Annotated in this window: 19 protein-coding genes; 8 read left to right on the top strand and 11 right to left on the bottom strand. The window is 67.3% G+C overall.

Annotated features, from left to right (window positions below; translation table 11 throughout):
- Positions 1-12: 12 nt before the first annotated feature.
- The 4 genes from pstB to ACOZ4I_RS10995 form a co-directional block, all read right to left on the bottom strand.
- Positions 13-891 carry a phosphate ABC transporter ATP-binding protein PstB gene (pstB, locus tag ACOZ4I_RS10980; protein WP_423999448.1) on the bottom strand — a complete coding sequence of 293 codons (879 nt, stop codon included), beginning with the start codon at positions 889-891 and terminating at the stop codon, positions 13-15.
- Positions 891-2,537 carry a phosphate ABC transporter permease PstA gene (gene pstA, locus ACOZ4I_RS10985; protein ID WP_423999450.1) on the bottom strand — a complete coding sequence of 549 codons (1,647 nt, stop codon included), beginning with the start codon at positions 2,535-2,537 and terminating at the stop codon, positions 891-893. Before pstA ends, pstB begins: the two co-directional genes overlap by 1 nt.
- Complete coding sequence (pstC, locus tag ACOZ4I_RS10990) at positions 2,538-3,548, bottom strand: phosphate ABC transporter permease subunit PstC (protein WP_423999452.1); 1,011 nt, start codon at positions 3,546-3,548, stop codon at positions 2,538-2,540.
- 85 nt (positions 3,549-3,633) lie between these two features.
- Positions 3,634-4,680 carry a PstS family phosphate ABC transporter substrate-binding protein gene (locus tag ACOZ4I_RS10995; protein WP_423999454.1) on the bottom strand — a complete coding sequence of 349 codons (1,047 nt, stop codon included), beginning with the start codon at positions 4,678-4,680 and terminating at the stop codon, positions 3,634-3,636.
- Positions 4,681-4,921: 241 nt separating this feature from the next.
- On the opposite strand from ACOZ4I_RS10995, the gene ACOZ4I_RS11000 reads away from it, so the two are divergent.
- Positions 4,922-5,920 (top strand): PhoU domain-containing protein, encoded by a 999-nt coding sequence (locus ACOZ4I_RS11000; protein WP_423999456.1) that lies wholly within the window; start codon positions 4,922-4,924, stop codon positions 5,918-5,920.
- Positions 5,921-6,002: 82 nt separating this feature from the next.
- On the opposite strand, the gene ACOZ4I_RS11005 is transcribed toward ACOZ4I_RS11000, so the two are convergent.
- Positions 6,003-6,374, bottom strand: a complete 372-nt coding sequence (locus tag ACOZ4I_RS11005) for a 30S ribosomal protein S8e (RefSeq protein ID WP_423999458.1) — start codon at positions 6,372-6,374, stop codon at positions 6,003-6,005.
- Between the two features lie 96 nt (positions 6,375-6,470).
- On the opposite strand from ACOZ4I_RS11005, the gene ACOZ4I_RS11010 reads away from it, so the two are divergent.
- Positions 6,471-6,911, top strand: coding sequence for a DUF2240 family protein (locus ACOZ4I_RS11010; protein ID WP_423999460.1), 441 nt, complete (start codon positions 6,471-6,473; stop codon positions 6,909-6,911).
- A complete protein-coding gene (locus ACOZ4I_RS11015) occupies positions 6,911-7,255 on the top strand; it encodes a hypothetical protein (protein WP_423999462.1) in 345 nt (114 codons plus the stop codon). Before ACOZ4I_RS11010 ends, ACOZ4I_RS11015 begins: the two co-directional genes overlap by 1 nt.
- Here ACOZ4I_RS11015 and ACOZ4I_RS11020 read toward each other — a convergent pair.
- Positions 7,252-7,731 carry a hypothetical protein gene (locus ACOZ4I_RS11020; protein ID WP_423999464.1) on the bottom strand — a complete coding sequence of 160 codons (480 nt, stop codon included), beginning with the start codon at positions 7,729-7,731 and terminating at the stop codon, positions 7,252-7,254. The genes ACOZ4I_RS11015 and ACOZ4I_RS11020 overlap by 4 nt on opposite strands.
- A gap of 114 nt (positions 7,732-7,845) precedes the next feature.
- On the opposite strand from ACOZ4I_RS11020, the gene pyrF reads away from it, so the two are divergent.
- On the top strand, positions 7,846-8,697 hold the full coding sequence (gene pyrF / locus ACOZ4I_RS11025) for an orotidine-5'-phosphate decarboxylase (protein ID WP_423999466.1): 852 nt from the start codon (positions 7,846-7,848) through the stop codon (positions 8,695-8,697).
- A 57-nt stretch (positions 8,698-8,754) separates the two neighbouring features.
- On the opposite strand, the gene ACOZ4I_RS11030 is transcribed toward pyrF, so the two are convergent.
- Positions 8,755-8,955, bottom strand: coding sequence for a hypothetical protein (locus tag ACOZ4I_RS11030; protein ID WP_423999468.1), 201 nt, complete (start codon positions 8,953-8,955; stop codon positions 8,755-8,757).
- 99 nt (positions 8,956-9,054) lie between these two features.
- On the opposite strand from ACOZ4I_RS11030, the gene ACOZ4I_RS11035 reads away from it, so the two are divergent.
- Positions 9,055-10,158 carry a site-2 protease family protein gene (locus ACOZ4I_RS11035; protein WP_423999470.1) on the top strand — a complete coding sequence of 368 codons (1,104 nt, stop codon included), beginning with the start codon at positions 9,055-9,057 and terminating at the stop codon, positions 10,156-10,158.
- A gap of 27 nt (positions 10,159-10,185) precedes the next feature.
- Here the strand turns inward: ACOZ4I_RS11035 and ACOZ4I_RS11040 are convergent, their stop codons facing one another.
- From ACOZ4I_RS11040 to ACOZ4I_RS11055, 4 genes are all read right to left on the bottom strand, one after another.
- Positions 10,186-10,836 carry a hypothetical protein gene (locus tag ACOZ4I_RS11040; protein ID WP_423999472.1) on the bottom strand — a complete coding sequence of 217 codons (651 nt, stop codon included), beginning with the start codon at positions 10,834-10,836 and terminating at the stop codon, positions 10,186-10,188.
- Positions 10,837-10,923: 87 nt separating this feature from the next.
- Complete coding sequence (locus tag ACOZ4I_RS11045) at positions 10,924-11,166, bottom strand: hypothetical protein (protein ID WP_423999474.1); 243 nt, start codon at positions 11,164-11,166, stop codon at positions 10,924-10,926.
- 216 nt (positions 11,167-11,382) lie between these two features.
- Entirely contained in the window at positions 11,383-11,796 is a 414-nt protein-coding gene (locus tag ACOZ4I_RS11050) for a hypothetical protein (RefSeq protein ID WP_424004803.1), read from the bottom strand.
- A 40-nt stretch (positions 11,797-11,836) separates the two neighbouring features.
- Positions 11,837-12,274, bottom strand: coding sequence for a pyridoxamine 5'-phosphate oxidase family protein (locus ACOZ4I_RS11055; protein ID WP_423999476.1), 438 nt, complete (start codon positions 12,272-12,274; stop codon positions 11,837-11,839).
- A gap of 176 nt (positions 12,275-12,450) precedes the next feature.
- On the opposite strand from ACOZ4I_RS11055, the gene ACOZ4I_RS11060 reads away from it, so the two are divergent.
- The 3 genes from ACOZ4I_RS11060 to ACOZ4I_RS11070 all read left to right on the top strand — a co-directional run bounded on the left by ACOZ4I_RS11060 (position 12,451) and on the right by ACOZ4I_RS11070 (position 17,047).
- Positions 12,451-13,035: a HalX domain-containing protein gene (locus ACOZ4I_RS11060; protein WP_423999478.1), complete on the top strand. Its 585-nt coding sequence runs from the start codon at positions 12,451-12,453 to the stop codon at positions 13,033-13,035.
- 245 nt (positions 13,036-13,280) lie between these two features.
- Entirely contained in the window at positions 13,281-15,335 is a 2,055-nt protein-coding gene (locus tag ACOZ4I_RS11065; protein WP_423999480.1) for a hydantoinase/oxoprolinase family protein, read from the top strand.
- The gene (locus ACOZ4I_RS11070; protein WP_423999482.1) at positions 15,332-17,047 is read left to right on the top strand and encodes a hydantoinase B/oxoprolinase family protein; all 1,716 of its coding nucleotides are present in this window, start codon (positions 15,332-15,334) and stop codon (positions 17,045-17,047) included. The genes ACOZ4I_RS11065 and ACOZ4I_RS11070 overlap by 4 nt, the downstream gene beginning before the upstream one ends.
- Positions 17,048-17,204 lie beyond the last annotated feature (157 nt).

Genomic DNA, 17,204 nt, shown 5'->3' on the forward strand with positions numbered 1-17,204 from the left:
GGCGGAAAGCAGTTATCCGAACTTGCCGGTGATGTAGTCCTCGACGCGCTGGCTGTCCGGATTTTCGAAGATCTTGTCGGTGTCGTCGAACTCCACGAGTTCGCCGCCGGTGAGGAAGACGGCTGTCTTATCGGAGATCCGGGCCGCCTGCTGCATATTGTGGGTGACGATGACGACGGTGTACTCCGCGGCCAGTTCCTCGATGAGGTCCTCGATCTGCGAGGTGGCGATGGGGTCGAGTGCCGAAGCCGGTTCGTCCATCAGGATGACTTCGGGGTCGACAGCGATGGCGCGCGCGATGCAGAGACGCTGTTGCTGGCCGCCCGAGAGGTCAAGCGCGGAGTCGTTGAGGCGGTCGCTCACCTCGTCCCACAGCGCGGCCTTCTTCAGCGAGCGCTCGACGACCTCGTCCATGTTCTCGGTCTTGTCCTGGATGCGCAGGCCGTAGGCGACGTTGTCGTAGATGCTCTTGGGGAAGGGGTTGGGGTGCTGAAACACCATCCCGATCCGGCGGCGCAGCGCCACCGGGTCCACGTCGGTGTCGTAGACGTTCTTCCCCTTGAACGTGAGTTCCCCCTCGACGCGGGCGATGTCGATGAGGTCGTTCATGCGGTTGATACACCGGAGGAACGTCGACTTGCCACAGCCCGACGGGCCGATCATGGCCGTCACCTGGTTCTCCGGGATGGCCAGGTCGATGTTCTGGAGCGCCTGGGTCTCGCCGTAGAACACGTCGAGGTCCCGCGACTCGATGACGGTCCCGGCGCCCGTCTGCGCGACCGAGCCCCGGTCGTCGTTCTCGTCGAGTCCTCCCTTCCCGGGGTCGGTCGTCACGAGAGAGTCGTCGTCGGTCTCAGCCTCGGTCTCACTGGCCATGTCCTGTGAAGTCATTAGTTTGCCTCCTGTTGATATTTGTTGCGTACGAGTATCGCGACGGAGTTCATCGTCAGCATGACGACGAGCAGCGTCACCACGCCGGCCGCGACGACGCCGTATCGGAAGTCCTCGCCGGGCAGGAACGCCCACGCGTAGATCTGCATCGGCATCGCCGTGAGCTTGCTGAACAGCCCGGCCGGCGGCGAGAACTTCGTCGTCGCGGCCCCGATCATGATGAGCGGGGCCGTCTCGCCGATTGCGCGCCCGAGCGCCAGGATGGTCCCGGTGAGGATGCCCGGCAGCGACCGCGGCAGGACCACGTTCCGAATCGTCTGCCAGCGGGTCGCGCCCATCCCGTACGAGGCCTGCCGTAGCGAGCTCGGCACGGATCGGACCGCCTCCTGCGCGGAGATGACGACGATCGGAAGGATGAGCAAGGAGAGCGTCAGTGCGGCGGTGAACACCGTCCCGACGCCGAACCCGCCGTACGTGAACGGGCCCAGTTGCGCCTCGATGTTCACGAATATTCCGAGGCCCAGCAGCCCGTAGACGACCGACGGGACGCCGGCGAGGTTCGAGATGTTGACGTTGATGATCCGGGTGACCGTGCCGAGGACGCCGCTGTTCGGCGCGTACTCCTCGAGGTAGATGGCCGCGCCGACGCCGAACACGAAGGTGAAGACGCTCACAAGAACGATGAGGAAGATCGAGCCGATGATCGCGGGGTACAGTCCCGCTTCTGCCGCGTTCGAGATCGACGGACTGCTGGTGAGATACTGCCAGTCGAGCCACGGCGAGGGCTTCGTCGCACCGATGACGTCGACGATAGCGCCCCCGGCGAGGAACCCGGCGACGGCGATGACCGGCAGCGCGAACGCCGACCGGCGCTCGCGCGTGCGAGCGGTGTTGGCGACCGCGTAGCCGACCGGGAGGCCGAGCATGACGAGCGCGATGAGCCAGACGGACCGAGAGATTGCGGGGACGGTGTCGACGACCGGGACGGCGACGATGGCCAGGACCGGGACGACGACGCCGATACCGAGGCTCACCCGGCGTGACGCGTCGAATCGCTCGGCGGCAAGATACGCCGACAGCGCCGCGCCCGGGACCACGAGCGAGAGGAAGTACACCCCGGGCGCACCGAGCAGGGCCCCGACCGTGGTCAGAGCGCCCAGTCCGAGCGTGCCGACGACGGGACCGGCGACGAGCGTGACGAGCATCGCCAGCCCGACCCAGGTCGCCTCGCGTTCGTACTGGCCGTAGACGAACAGCGCCAGCAGCGGGCCGACGACGGTCAGGAAGTACGCGAACCACACGGCGGGGCTCGCGATGATGGAGAGGATGATCACCGATGCGACGGTCAGCATGACGCCGGCGAGGGTCAGACTGAACAGCTCGAACGCCCCGGCGACCACGTCAGGCTTCGTTCGCGCGTACGCGAAAAACGCCAACAGCGGGACCAGCAGCGTCCCCGTGTACGCCAGGTACCAGCCGGTTCCAGCGCTCTCTAAGCCGAGCGCGTCCCAGAACACGTACGCCAGCAACACGCCCAGCGCGAGGATACCGACGATGGACGCGACGAACGAGACGTACTTGAAGACGATTCCCTTGATCCTGCTGACCTCGCCGAACTCCGTCTGTGTGGGTGATTTCGTGGCCATTTACTCGTATTCCTCCCGGTAGCGGCTCGCTACGAGGTCGCTGACGACGTTCATCGCGAGCGTGATGACGAACAGCGTCAGGCCGATGGCGAACAGCGACTTGTAGGCGGTCGATCCGCCGGAGATGTCGCCGCTGGCGATGTCGATCATCGCGACGGTCATCGTCGCGGAGCTCTCGGTGAACAGCGAGAGGATGTCCGTCGGCGCGACGTAGGGGACGCCGAAAGCCTGCTGGACCGGCGGGATGTCCGGCGGCTGGGACCCGGCGGCCAGCACGACGGCCATCGTCTCGCCGATCGCTCGCGAGATGGCCAGAATGAACGACGAGGCGATGCCCGAGACGGCCGCGGGAACGACGATCGTCACCGAGACGTTGAACTTCGTCGCCCCGAGCCCGTAGCCCGCCTGGCGAAGCGAGTCGGGGACCGAGTTCATCGCGTCCTCGCTGATAGAGGAGACCATCGGGATGATCATGATGCCGACGACGACCGACGCCGAGAGGCCGTTGAACAGCCCGAGCCGCGATATTTCCGTCCCGAGTGTGCCGTTGAGAACGCCGATAGCGACGTTCAGTGCCGGGGTGATGTAGACGATAGCGAAGTAGCCGTAGACGACGGTCGGGACACCGGCGAGGACTTCGAGCATGGGTTTGAGGACCGACCGCGTGCGCTTGCTCGCGTACTCGCTGAGGTAGATCGCCGTCAGCACGCCGATCGGCAGCGCGATGACGGCCGCACCGAACGTGATGAGGAGCGTCCCGAGGATGAGCGGGAGCACGCCGAAGGCAACCGGTTCGAGATTGGGACTGAACTCCGTCCCGGTCAGGAACTCGAGGATCGGGTACTCGGCGAAGAACTGCGTGGCGTCGAGCACCAGCACCGCGATGATACTGACCGTCGTCAGGACAGACAGAACGGCACAGCCCGCCAGCGCGTACTTGTATGCCGACTCACGGACCGACCTGAATCCCCGGTCCCCCGACAGGTCCGGAGTCTGTCCCTCGCTACTCATCGTGTTGTACGCTCATTTCTTCGCATCTCGGGAAAAAGCACTCGGAATGTATCCGTAACTCTCTATCGTCTATATAGCGGTCTCGTTACTGGGCCTCGGAGATGACCTGATTCAGCGCCTCGAGTTCGGACTGCATCGTCTCCTCGGTCTTCGGGACGTACCCGATTTCGTCGGAGACCAGGTTGGTGTTGGCGCTCTGCTCGACGAAGAAGCGTGCGAACTCCGCGATGTGCTCCTCCGCGAGCGCGCCCTTTCGCGGGTAGGTAAAGAGCGGGCGCGACAGGGGCTTGTACTCGCCGCCCTTCGCCGACTCGATGGACGGCTTCACGCAGCCGTCGCCGTTGTCGATGCCGAGCGCCGTGACCGCGTCCTGGTTGCCCTGGTAGTAGGCGAAGCCGAAGTAGCCGATACCGTACTGGTCCTGCTGGACGCCCTGCAGGATGAGGTTGTCCTTCTCGGTCGCCTCGTAGTTGCCGGTGTGGTTGGCCTCTTCACCGAGGATGGCCTCGTTGAAGTAGTCGAACGTACCAGAGGTGTCCGCCGCGCCGAAGCGCTTGATCGGCTCGTCGGGCCAGTCCGAGTTCACCTCAGACCACGTCGACGCCCCGTCGGCGCGCCAGATCTGTCGGAGCTGCTCCGGCGTCATGCAGTCGACCCAGTCGTTCTGGTTGTTGACGATGACGGTCAGCGCGTCCGTCGCGACGTTGATCTCGTGGTACTCGACGCCGTTCTCCGAACAGAGGTCCTGTTCGGACTGCGTGATCGGTCGCGAGGCGTTGTTGAAATCGGAGTTGCCGACGCAGAAGTGGTTGCTGAAGCCACCGCCGGAGCCGGTCGGCGAGAGACTGATGTCGACCTGCCCGTGTTCCTTCTGGAATTCGTTCGCGATGGCCGTCGCGAGCGGGTAGACGGTGCTGCTCCCGGTGATCGTGATCTCACCCGAGAGCTGCCCACCGGCGCTGTCGGTGCTACCGCCCGTGCTGGTGCCGGTTCCAGAGCCGGAGCCCGATCCCGACCCGGAGCCAGAGCCCGACGACTGTTCCGTACAGCCCGCAAGCGCCAGCGCTCCCAGCGCACCGGAGCTTGTCAGAAAGCGACGACGCGAGAGTCCACCGCTCGGTGAGTCTGTCATCATCTGTACGGAGATGAACGACGGGTAAGTACCCTACTATTAGCGCTATATCCGAGTACAGACACTATATAGTTCTATATATTTAGTTCTTAAACAGATGTGGCTCGTGACCTTGAAGCACAGTACCACGGTGGATGATGAACTGCTGAGAACGTCGTTCGACCCATCTCGAGTTCGAACGTGATCGCCAGTATATAGTTACAGAATTTTTTATGCACCCAGAGCAAATATCGGTAGCAATATGGAGACACGGAAGGTCCAATTGACGGGCGGGTCCACGTACACCGTCTCGCTCCCGAAGGAGTGGGCGACCGAGAACGACGTGAGCGCCGGCAGCGTCGTGGAGTTCTACGCCGAAGACGACCTGCTGTTGGTCTCGCCGGAACACGAGAACGACCACGTCGAGGGGTCACTCGACATCACCGGCATCGAGAACCGTCACGAACTCACGCGCGCGGTGATGACGATGTACGTCAGCGGCTTCGACATCATCCGACTGGAGGCCGCTCGCATCACGGCCGAGCAGCGCCGCATCATCCGCGACGCCACCCAGGGCCTCGTCGGCCTCGAAATGATAGAGGAGACCTCGGACCGCGTCGTCCTGCAGGACCTCCTCGACTCCTCGGAACTCTCTGTGCTCAACGCCATCACGCGCATGCGCCTGGTCTCGCTGACGATGCTCTCGGACGCCGTCGAGGCGCTCATCGAGGACGACGACGACCTCGCCCAGGACGTGATGCAGCGCGACGACGACGTCGACCGCCTCTGGTACATGGTCTCGCGCGTCTTCCGCACCGTCCTCCGCAATCCGACCGCCGCCAACGAGATCGGCTTCCCCCGCGAGACCGTCTTCGACTACCAGTCCAGCGCCCGCCAACTGGAGCGCATCGCCGACCACGCCACAAAAATCGCCAGCCTCGCACAGGAGACCGGCGAGATCACCGGCGAGACCGCCGACCTGCTCGACGAACTCGCCGAGGAGGCCACGTCGGTCTCCGAGCAGGCAATGGACGCGCTGTTGACCGACGACTCCGACGAGGCTATCGAACTCGCCAACGACGCTCGCGCGCGGATTCCCGCCGTCGACGAGACCGCCCGCGAGGTCGACAGCCGAGTCAGGGAGCAAGACCCACAGAGCGCACAACTGCTGGGCCGCGTCGTCGACTCGCTGTCGCGGACCGCCGACTACGGCGGCAACATCGCCGAGAGCGCCCTCCAGAAGGCCGCGCCGCGGCCGTGAGGGGACGAGAGAGGGGCTGCCGCGGATCTGATGGAGCAGCCGCTGTTCACGGTGGGAAGCGGGAGAACGTCGGCAGTTCGGATTACTCGACGAGGACGGCGTTGACCTGTCCGTCCTGTCCGGGTCGGGAGGTCACGCGGGCCTGCCCCTCCGAGGTGTCGACGATAGCGCCCTTCGTGATGATGTTCCGGCGGGCGTAGTTGGGGTTCGAGGGGTTCTCGACGACGTTCTCGATGGTCGCCTCCGTCGTCTCGTCGCCGTCGGCGACGCTCGCGACGTCGGTGGAGACGGCGCGGACCTTCTGCGTGTTACCGCGGGCGTCGACGACCTTCAGGCGCTGTTCGCCGACCTGCGTTTCGGTGGTCTCGTTGCCGAGTTCGTGCTTTTTCTTCTTGTGGTTCGGTCGTCGGCGACCGCCTGTTCGCTTGCGCGGGGAGCGTCCCTGGTCTTTCATACGGGACAGATATCCCAGTAGCTACTTGAACCGTTCGATGCGGACTCGCGGTCGGCATCGTAATCGTTACCCTCGCGCCGCTCGGTCCACCTCACGATGAGTCTCAAGACGGCCGTCGCCGCTCCGTTCCGCCAGCGCGGGACCGACCGGATGGCCGAGAGCGAGTTCGTCGTCGCGCTGTCGCTCGACCGGAACTGGTTCTCGCCGGACCAGGCCAAGACGCTCGTCGACGTGGCGGCCAGCGAGGGCCTCGTCGAACACGACGGCGACGACCTCGTCGTCGGATTCGATGCGAGCGGGACGGAGATTCCCGACGGGTTCGCCCCAGGCGAGGAGATTCTGCAGTCTCGCTCCACGTTCGAGCGGGTGCTCGACGCCGTCGTCGAGACCGGCATCGAGAAGCAGACCGCGGTCGCGGGTATCAATGCTCTCCAGTCCGAGGTCGGCGTGACGCTCGAGGCCGCCGCCGTCGTCTACGCCCGGAGCGAAGGCGTCGAAGTGGCCGACATCGCCGCGGACGCACGGGAGGACCTCTGATGGTCGAGGACCGCATCAGCGACGGGCGGCGCATCGCCCAGTTGCTGGCCTCGGAACTCACTGGCCTCGAACGCGGGCCGCTCGCCGACGTGGCCGTCGTCGACGCGGACACCGACGTGCAACCCACGCCCGAGGGCGCGGTCGCCTATCGCGTGACCCACGACGAGTCGGCGGTGGCCGTCGTCCGCGTGACGCCGGAGACGGCCCGGATTACGGTGCGGGCCGACCTCCGCGGCGTGCCGGACCGCGACGACGTGTCTGTCGAGGATGACACGCTCGTCGCGCACAGCGGCGCGGCGGTGAAAGGAGTGGTGGACGCGCTGGTCGAGACGCTGGACGCCTAACTGGTCGGCTCGGCGAGCGTCGCGGCCGTCCACGCGACGAACCCGGTGAGGATGAGTACGGTCCCGAACACCGCGGACGTGGCCGCGACGACCAGGACCAGCGACGGCAGGCCGAGCGGGGTCCCGACCGCGAGCACGATGGGGGTGAGCGTGACACAGAGCGAGCCGGCCGCGACGGCGCGGCGCTGGGTCTCCGTCAGGTCGATGCCAAGGTGAAACAGCGAACTGGGGTCGGGGTCCGGGGCGGCCAGGCCGAGACAGAGCAGCGGGACGCCGATGAACACGAGCGTCGCGGCGACGGCGTTCGACCAGAACGCCCACCCGCCGGTCGTCGGTGCGAGCGACAGTAGCGCGCCCACGCCAACCAGCGAGACGCCGCCTGTGAGTCCGAATCGCCGTAGCCGCGGGTCCGCCAGCGCCGCTGTCAGATCGGGCAAGGTCTCAGCCACGTGACCGACATCCACGAAACGGTCCATGACCGGCTTTGGGGACGGTCCCGCAAATAGACAGGGGGAATCAGTATCAGATCTGATTCCCCCGCGTGGGACGAGAAGGAAACGCTTGTGTCGCTGCCGGTCCGCGCGGTACCTATGCACTTCTTCGACCGTCTCGCGGCCCGGATCGAGACCGCCGATAGCGTGGTCTCCGTCGGACTGGACCCCGACCCGGACCGCTTGCCCGACGCCGTCCGCGACGCCGACCTCCCGCGCTGGCAGTTCAACCGTCGAATCATCGACGCGACCCACGAGCACGCCGCCTGTTACAAGCCGAACGCCGCGTTCTACGAGGACCCCGACGGCTGGCGGGCGCTCAGGGAGACCATCGCCTACGCCCACGGAAAGGACGTGCCGGTCCTGCTGGACGCCAAGCGAGGCGACATCGGGAACACCGCGCGCCAGTACGCCCGCGCGCTTGACGACGACCACGGACCCGCAGCCGACGCCATCACGGTCAATCCCTTCCTCGGCCGCGACTCCCTGGAACCGTTCCTCCAGCGCGCCGAGAAGGGCGTGTTCGTCCTCGGACGCACCTCGAATCCCGGCGGCGAAGACCTACAGGATCTCGAACTGGCCTCCGGGGAGACGCTGTACGAGCGCGTCGTCCACCTCGCTGACCTGTGGAACCGCAACGGCAACGTCGGCCTCGTCGTCGGGGCGACCAATCCCGACGAACTGGCGTCCATCCGCGAACTGGTCCCGGACATCCCGTTTCTCGTCCCCGGCGTCGGCGCCCAGGGCGGCGACGCGGAGGCCGCGGTCGAGCACGGACTCGCCGACGGGGTCGGCCTCGTCAACTCCTCGCGGGGCATCATCTTCGCCGGCGAGGACGCGACGGCCCGTGGCGGCCGCGGCGACGCCGGCGACGCGTTCTTCGACGCCGCCGGCCAGTCGGCAAAACAGCTGAAACAGCGGCTGAACCAGTTCCGCGATACCGGCGAGTAAGCGGAGCGAGGGACGACCGCACCGCTTCGCGGACGTGGTTTTCCGCCGGTACCCCACTCAGAAGCGGTACGTGTCGACGCCGTCCGGCGCGTCCTCCGGCACTCGCCGATCGTCCGGTCGGCCCGCGTCTGCCGCGCACTCGACGCACAGGCCGGTGTCCTCGCTCCAGTGTTCGTCGCAGACGAGCTGGCCGCACCGGTCACAGCCGTGGTCTACCTCGGGGCGTCCACAGAGTTCGCACAGTCCCGCTACACTCATGCCACTATGTAGCACGGTATCGGGCTTGAGTCTTCGGCTTGCGAACGCGGCCAGGGGGTGGCAAACAGGTTCAAACCGATAGAACACCAACAGGAGGTAATGGCGACCGAGTCCGCGCCGCCGGAGCTCCCCGACCCGGAGACGCTCGCCGACACCTTCCGCGTGTACGAGGTCGACATGTCGGCCGACGACGGCGTGCGGTACTACGGGGAACCGGTGGCCGAGTCCGAACAGGTCCTCCACAGCGTCGCGCCGACGTTCCGGCAACGGGGCTACCGCGTCGCGCTCAGAGAGGAGACGGGCGAGTACGTGCTCGTCGCGCAGGAGCGCTCGCTCGGTGTCGAAGGCGTTCCGTGGACGAACGTCGCGTTCGCCGTCCTCACACTGGTGTCGACGCTGTACGCCGGGACTCGCTGGTACGGACTGTCACCGACTGAGGACCCGTCCGCGCTGCTCGCGGCGTGGCCGTTCGCCGCGGCGGCGCTCGGCATCCTCGCGGTCCACGAGTTCGGCCACTACATCATGAGCCGCCACCACGAGGTGGAGGCGAGCCTGCCGTACTTCCTGCCGTTCCCGAACCTCCTCGGGACGCTGGGCGCGGTCATCCGCATGAACGACACCATCCCGGACCGGAAGGCGCTGTTCGACATCGGCGTCGCCGGGCCGCTGGCCGGCCTCGCCGCGACGGTCGTCGTGACCGCTGTCGGCGTGACGCTCCCCCCGGTAGAGCTGTCGGGCAGCCTCGTCACCCACGTCGAACTCGGCTATCCGCTCCTGTTGCAGAGCGTCGCCGCGGCGATGGGCGAACCGCTAACGTACGCGAACCCGCTCCTCTCGCCGAACCCGGTCGTCATCGGCGGCTGGGTCGGGGCGTTCGTGACGTTCCTGAACCTCCTGCCCGTGGGCCAACTCGACGGGGCGCACGTCGCCCGATCGCTGTTCGGCGACCGACTCTCGGCGATTCAGATCGCCGTTCCGCTCGCCCTGTTCGGCCTCGCCGGGTATCTCGTCGCCTTCGAGGACGGTCGAGGGGCGGGTATGTGGGCGTTCTGGGGACTGCTGGCGCTCGTCTTCGGCCGAATGGGATCGGCGCGGCCGGTCGACGAGACGGGGCTCGGACCCGGTCGGTGGGCGGTCGGCCTGCTGACGTTCGTCCTGGGAATGCTGTGTTTCGTTCCCGTGCCGGTCGTCATCACGATGTGACGCTCGGTCCGGGATGCCCGGCGGCGCTCAGATACCGTAGGGATCGTACGCGGGCCGTGTGTCACCCTCGGTGGGCAGGTCGTATCGGTCCTTGAACGCCGCGAGTCGCTCGTCGGCCTCGGCCGTGAACAGCGCGGCGACGCCGTAGGGACGCGAGTACGCGTCGGCGTCCGGCGGGTCGGGGTCGACGAAGACGGCGTCGGTCGGCGGCGCGCCCACCCCGGGCAGTTCGGTCAGAATCTCCTCCATCGGGACGAGTCCGGTGAGCACGCTCGGGACGAACGCTCCGCCGGGGAGCGGCCCGCGCGGCTGGACGAAACACTCGCCGACCGGCCGGCCGCCCTCGGTGAGCGTGACGCTCGCGGGGCGGTCGAGACCCGGCTCCCAGCAGTCAGTCGCCTCTGGCGGCGGGTCGGCGTCGACGGCGAAGTCCATCGCGACCCGGTCGACGCGCTCGAACTCCAGCAGCGACCACGCCTCCTCGGCGTCGTCGGGGTCGCCGCCGAGCGTCGCCTCAACGAGATCCCCGGTCCGGAGCGCGTCGACGGCTGGTTGGCGCTCGCCGTAGCCGGACTGATACACCGTGTAGAGCCGCGTCGCTTCGGTGTCGAACAGATTGACGTGCGGGACCGCCTCGACGACGCGGTAGACCCGGAACCGACCCGTGCGCTCGTCCATATCCGACCGACGGGCTGGACGGCCAAGACTGGTCGGACTCGACGGTGGGCGCTGGCGGATGGCTCTGGAACGGACCGCGTCGGCGTCTCACTCCCCTCGGTGGGTGTGGCCGACGTAGAGCGCCATCGCGTTACAGGCGACGAGCGCGACGAAGGCCGCTCGGGTCGAGCCGGTGTTCAGGCCGGAGACGAGCAGCGGGACGTAGAGGAAGGGGAGGGCGATCGCCGTCCAGAAGGCGACACCGCGGACGGCGGAGACGACTGACGCGTCGAGACGCGGCAGGGCCGCGTCGAGCAGGGCGAGCAATTCGTGGGCTGACGAACTTGACATGCGAGGGCTGTACCCGACGTTTCTACTGGAGATATCTTATAACTACCAGAGCCTTCCAGCCGTTTCGAGACGTTTCACGGGCAATTACTGACTAACTGCACATTTCACGACGAGCTGAGAAGTGAGTAGACGTTTTATCGACGTCTCCTGATCGGTTTCACGGGGTACCGTCCGGCGAACTCGAGATCTTCCTGTTTCGCCGACGACCGAGCGCGTTCAGGGACCGAGTATCGAGACCGTCACCTCGTGGCCGACCGCCGGCGGGGTGACGCTGTCGACGGCGTAGGATGGGAGCGACTCGCGCCACGTTTCGACGCGCTGTTCGTGGTACGTGCGATGACGCTCGACCGAGTACGTCTCGGTTTCGTCGGCGCGGAGTTCGTCGGCGGTGTCGTCGGGCGTGGGATAGGCAGGTGCGTCCTCGGCCAGTAGCGTCGACGGCTCGAGATGGAGCGTGTCGTCGTCCGTCTCCCCCGACTGAACGAGGTGTAACCGAGCGCGCATGCGTCCGCTGAACGGTGGCGTCACGCGCAACACCGCGTCTGCGCCGTCGGCTCTCGCTTCGGTAGCCGCGACGAGGTCCTGTGCGCTGATGGCGAGCGATCTGAGCTTCGTTGGGTCTGTGTCCATGGTCGTGGTGTCCATCTCACGTCGCTCGGCCGGCAACCGGTCACATCCGGTCGCTGTAGTCCCAGGTGTGGAGGCGGTCGGGGGTGATCGCGAGTCGTACCTCCTCACGGTCGGGCGAGAGGAGCCGTTCGGCGATCGGTGCGTCGGTCCCGTCGAGGTACCGCTCTAGGAGGTCCCTAAGCAGTTCCTTGTCCTCGTCGGTGGTCACCGAAACAGTTCCGTTGCCCCGGACGCCGCGGTAGGGCGGTACGTTGGTGGACACCTCGAAGGACACCGTCGGGTCGTATTCGAGGTACTCGACGACGGCCGCGTCCGCGCCGGTGGCACACTCGAAAACCCCGTCGGTGAATCGATACCACAGCGAGAGCATCCACGGCCGGTCCGCCGGGGTCCGACAGCCGAGTCGGATGGGAACCGTCACCTCGTCGAGGAACCGCTCCGTCTCCGCCAGCGACCACGGCCCGGAGGGTGTCACCATGGCCGGAACGTAGGGCGGCCGCGGTGTTAACCTCTCGGGGACGTGACGCGCTGGCCGTCCGCGACCGCCGAAGGCACCCTGAAAATCACATTTGATAATTTGTCGAGTGGATTTATGTCGACGTGTTGCTCACGAGTCAAGAGAGTCATTGCGGAGACCAAGAGGGAGGGACAACAGTGCACGAGAGTGACGGAACGAAGGAGGCAACGGTCCTCGTCGTCGACGACGAGCGCGACATCGCAGAGTTGTACTCGGCGTGGCTGGTATCGGACCACGAGGTGCGGACGGCCACCAGCGGTGCGGACGCGCTGGAATGCCTCGACGACTCGGTCGACGTCGTCTTCCTCGACCGACAGATGCCCGGCATGACCGGCGACGAGGTCCTCGACGCCATCGACCGGCGATCCGTCGAGTGTTCGGTCGTGATGGTGACGGCGGTGGACCCGGACTTCGATATCGTCGAGATGCCGTTCGACGAGTACCTCACGAAACCGGTCTCGCGGGGCGAACTGCTCGACACCGTCACCGAGATGCTCGCGCGGACGACCTACGACGAACGGATCCAGCAGTACTTCGCGATGGTGTCGAAGAAGGCGACGCTGGAAACGGAGAAGAGCTCCGTCGAACTCCAGGCGAGCGACGAGTACCGCGCCGTGAGCGAGCGCGTCAGAGAGCTCCGCGAGGAGACCGACGCCGTAGTCGAGGAGATCAACGACTTCGAGTCGGTGTTCCAGGAGTTCCCCGGCAGCGGCGTCTCTTGAGCGGACAACTTTTGTGACCGACCGTTGGGTATACGGACTCCCCCGGAGAGGGATGGGTATGCTGACCGACCGGGTGACGATACCGCTTCCCGCAGACGCCGAACGCGCGCCGGCGATGGAACTCCCGTATCCAGTGCGGATTCGGGCACGTCCGGCAGAACAGCGATCCAGTCGCGGGCGACATCGACGCCGACGGCGCGAGACGACACCCGCCGTCACGTCCGATTCCTTCGTCGGTGGTGGCGATGGACGACACTGAGGCGCGGCTCGGCGTCGACGTCGGCGGGACGTTCACCGACCTCGTGACGATCTCGGATGGGACTGTCGAAGTGACCAAGACGCCGTCGACGCCGGCGGCCCCCGAACGCGGCGTCGTCGACGGCCTGGAGCGGATCCGGTCACGGGAGGACCTGCGATTCACAGACGTAGACTTCTTCGGTCACGGGACGACCGTCGCGACCAACGCCGTCCTCGAGGGCGAGTGGGCCGACACCGCGCTCGTCACCACCGACGGCTTCCGCGACGCCCTCGAAATCGGCCGACAGGCCCGCCCCGACATCTACGACTTCCAGGCCGAGAAGCCCGAACCGGTCGTCCCGCGGCACCGCCGCTACGAGGTCCCAGAGCGCCTCGACGAGCGCGGACGGGTCCGCGAGCCGCTCGACGAGGACGCCGTCCGGGCGCTCGGCCGAACGCTCGCCGACGCGGACGTGGACAGCGTCGCCGTCTGCCTGCTGTTTTCCTACGAGAACGCGACGCATGAACGGCGAGTCAGGGAAATCCTGTCGGCGACGGAGGGGCTCGACTGTAGTTTTTCGCTCTCTAGTGACGTGCTGCCGGAGATTCGCGAGTACGAACGGACGCTGGCGACGGCGCTGAACGCCGCCCTCAAGCCCGTGATGGACCGCTACGTCGGGAACCTCGAATCGCGGGTCCGAGAGGCGGGAATCGGTGCTGACCTGCGGATCATGCAGTCGAACGGCGGTCTCATCACCGCCGACGCCGCACGCGAGCGCCCGGTGAATACACTCCTGTCGGGTCCCGCGGCGGGCGTGCAGGGCGCGACGTACGTCGCCGGCCTCGCCGGCGTCGAGGACCTCGTGACGATGGACATGGGCGGGACTTCCTGTGACGTGTCGCTCGTGCAGGGCGGCGACCCGCTGGTGGCGACCGACGTCGAAGTGGGCGAGTACCCCGTCTCGGTGCCCATGATCGACGTCCACACCGTCGGCGCTGGCGGGGGCTCGATCGCCTGGCTCGACGAGGGCGGCGCGCTCCGTGTCGGACCGAAGTCCGCCGGTGCGGACCCCGGGCCGATCTGTTACGGGCGCGGCGGCGAGCAACCGACGATCACCGACGCGCACCTCCTGCTCGGCCGTCTCGACCCGGCCTCGTTCCTCTCCGACGACCTCGACGCCGACGTCGAGACGGTCCGGCAGCGATTCGAGGCCGACCTCGCGGACCCGCTCGGCCGCTCCGTCGACGCCGCCGCACAGGGCGTCCTCGACGTCGCCAACGCGAACATGGAGCGGGCGCTCCGGGTCGTCTCCGTCGAGCGCGGGCACGACCCCCGCGAGTTCGGCCTCGTCGCCTTCGGCGGCGCGGGACCGCTCCACGCGACGACGCTGGCGGCCGAACTGGACATCCCGAGGGTCGTCGTCCCCCGGACGGCGGGGGTGCTCTCCGCGCTCGGCCTGCTCATCAGCGACGCCCTCTACGACTACAGCGCCTCACGCGTCCGCGAGTGGGCTGCCGTCTCGCCGACGGACCTGCAGGCCACCTTCGAGGAGTTCGCCGAGGCCGGCCGGGAGCGACTGACCGCTGAGGGGTTCACCGCGGAGCGGATGCGGTTCGAGCACACCGTCGACCTGCGGTACGTCGGCCAGTCGTTCGAGCTATCGATCCCGGTGTCGGCGGAGACGGTCGACGAGGCGGCGATGGACGCGATCCGCGAGCGGTTCGACGAACGCCACCGCCAGCGGTACGGCCACGCCTCACCGGACGAGTCGGTCGAGCTGGTCACGCTCCGGACGCGGGCGCGCGGCCTCGTCGACCCGCCGGACCTGCGGGCGACGACGGCCGACGGGAGCCTCGACGACGCGATAACGGCGACGCGTCCCGTCACCTTCGACGGCGACGCCGTCGAGACGCGCGTTTACGACCGCGAGCGCCTCCCGGCCGAGGAGCGATTCGAGGGACCGGCCGTCGTCGAGGGGGCCGAAAGCACCGTCGTCGTCCGCCCCGGACAGTCGGTGCGGGTCGACGAGTACGGCAGTCTCGTCGTGGAGGTGGGCCAATGAGCGACGACGGGGCCGTCGACTCGGTGACGCTGGAAGTGACCCGTAACGCCGCCGCCGCGGTCTGCGAGGAGATGAACGCGACGCTCGTCCGGACCGGCTACTCCCCGAACATCAAGGAGCGCCGCGACTGCTCCTGTGCCCTGTTCGACGCCGACGCGGAGATGGTCGCACAGGCCGAGAACATGCCGGTCCACCTCGGTGCGATGCCGTTCTCGGTGCGGGCCGCCGTCGACCGCTTCCCGCCCGAGACGCTCGACCCGGGCGACGCCGTGCTGCTCAACGACCCCTTCGAGGGCGGCGCTCACCTCCCTGACCTGACGCTCGTGACGCCGGTGTTCCACGAGGCCGACCTGGTCGCCTTCGCCGCCAACCGCGCCCACCACGCCGACATCGGCGGATCGCGCGCCGGCAGCGTCGCCGCGGACTCGACCGAGATTTACCAGGAGGGGCTTCGCATCCCGCCGGTGAAGCTGTTCGAGGCGGGAGAGCCCAACGAGGCCGTCTTCGAGCTCATCCGCTCGAACGTGCGCACGCCCGACGAGCGCCGCGGCGACCTCCGCGCCCAGGAGGCCGCCAACGAGACGGGCCGCGAGCGCGTCACCGACCTCGTCGAGCGCTACGGCCCCGACCGGCTCGCCGCCGCCCTCGACGAGGTCACGGACTACTCCGAACGGCGGATGCGCGCCGAGATCGAGTCGCTGCCCGACGGCACGTACCGCTTCGCCGACGTGCTCGACGACGACGGGACCGGCAACGAGGACCTCCCCATCGAGGCCGCGGTGACCGTCGACGGCGACGAGGTGACCGTCGACTTCGACGGGACCGCCCCGCAGACGACCGGTGCGATCAACGCCGTCTTCGCGGTCACGGCGTCCGCGACCTACTACGCCGTCCGCTGCGTCACGGACCCCGACATCCCGCCGAACCACGGCTGTTACCGACCGATACGCGTCGTGGCTCCGGAAGGAACCATCGTCAACCCCGAACCGCCCGCGGCCGTCGTCGGCGGCAACCTCGAGACCTCCCAGCGCGTGACCGACGTGGTGCTTGGCGCGTTCGCCGAGGTCGTCCCCGAGCGGGTCGTCGCCGGGTCCCAGGGGACGATGAACAACGTCACCTTCGGCGGCACGGACCCGCGGGACGGCTCGCCGTACGCCTTCTACGAGACGCAGGGCGGCGGCTTCGGCGGCCGCGCCGGCAGAGACGGCATGGACGGCGTCCACGTCCACATGTCGAACACGATGAACACGCCCGCCGAGGTGCTCGAGACCGCCTATCCCCTCCGGGTCACCCGCTACGAACTCCGGCAGGACTCTGGCGGTGCCGGCGAGTTCCGCGGCGGTCTCGGGCTCCGGCGAGACATCCAGGTCCGCGACCACACGGCCACCTTCAGCCTGCTCGCCGACCGCCACGACCACCGCCCCTACGGCCTGCTCGGCGGCGGCGACGGCGAGTCCGGGAGCGGGGTCCGCATCGACCCCGACGGAACGGAGACGCGACTCCCGCAGAAATCGACCCACGATCTGCCGCCCGGAACGACCGTCAGCATCCGTACGCCCGGTGCCGGCGGCTACGGCGACCCGGACGACCGGGCGACAGACGCTATCGAGCGCGACCTCAAACTCGGGAAGGTGTCGGCGGCGTTCGCGCTGGAGGCGTACGGATACGACGCGCGCAGTGACGAGTCGGAGATGGACGGCGACGCGGAGTGACCGGTTGGCGACAACCGTTAGGAGATCGCGGGTCTATTGAGCCACATCTGTGAAGCACACCAGACTCATTGAAGAACTATCACGACGACCGATCTACTGTCCTCTTGATCGGTACCAACCAGCCACAATACGATATTTTTGTCACTTTTCAATTTCT

Source organism: Haloarcula salina (assembly GCF_049603855.1).
In the GTDB taxonomy this organism is placed as follows: domain Archaea; phylum Halobacteriota; class Halobacteria; order Halobacteriales; family Haloarculaceae; genus Haloarcula; species Haloarcula salina_A.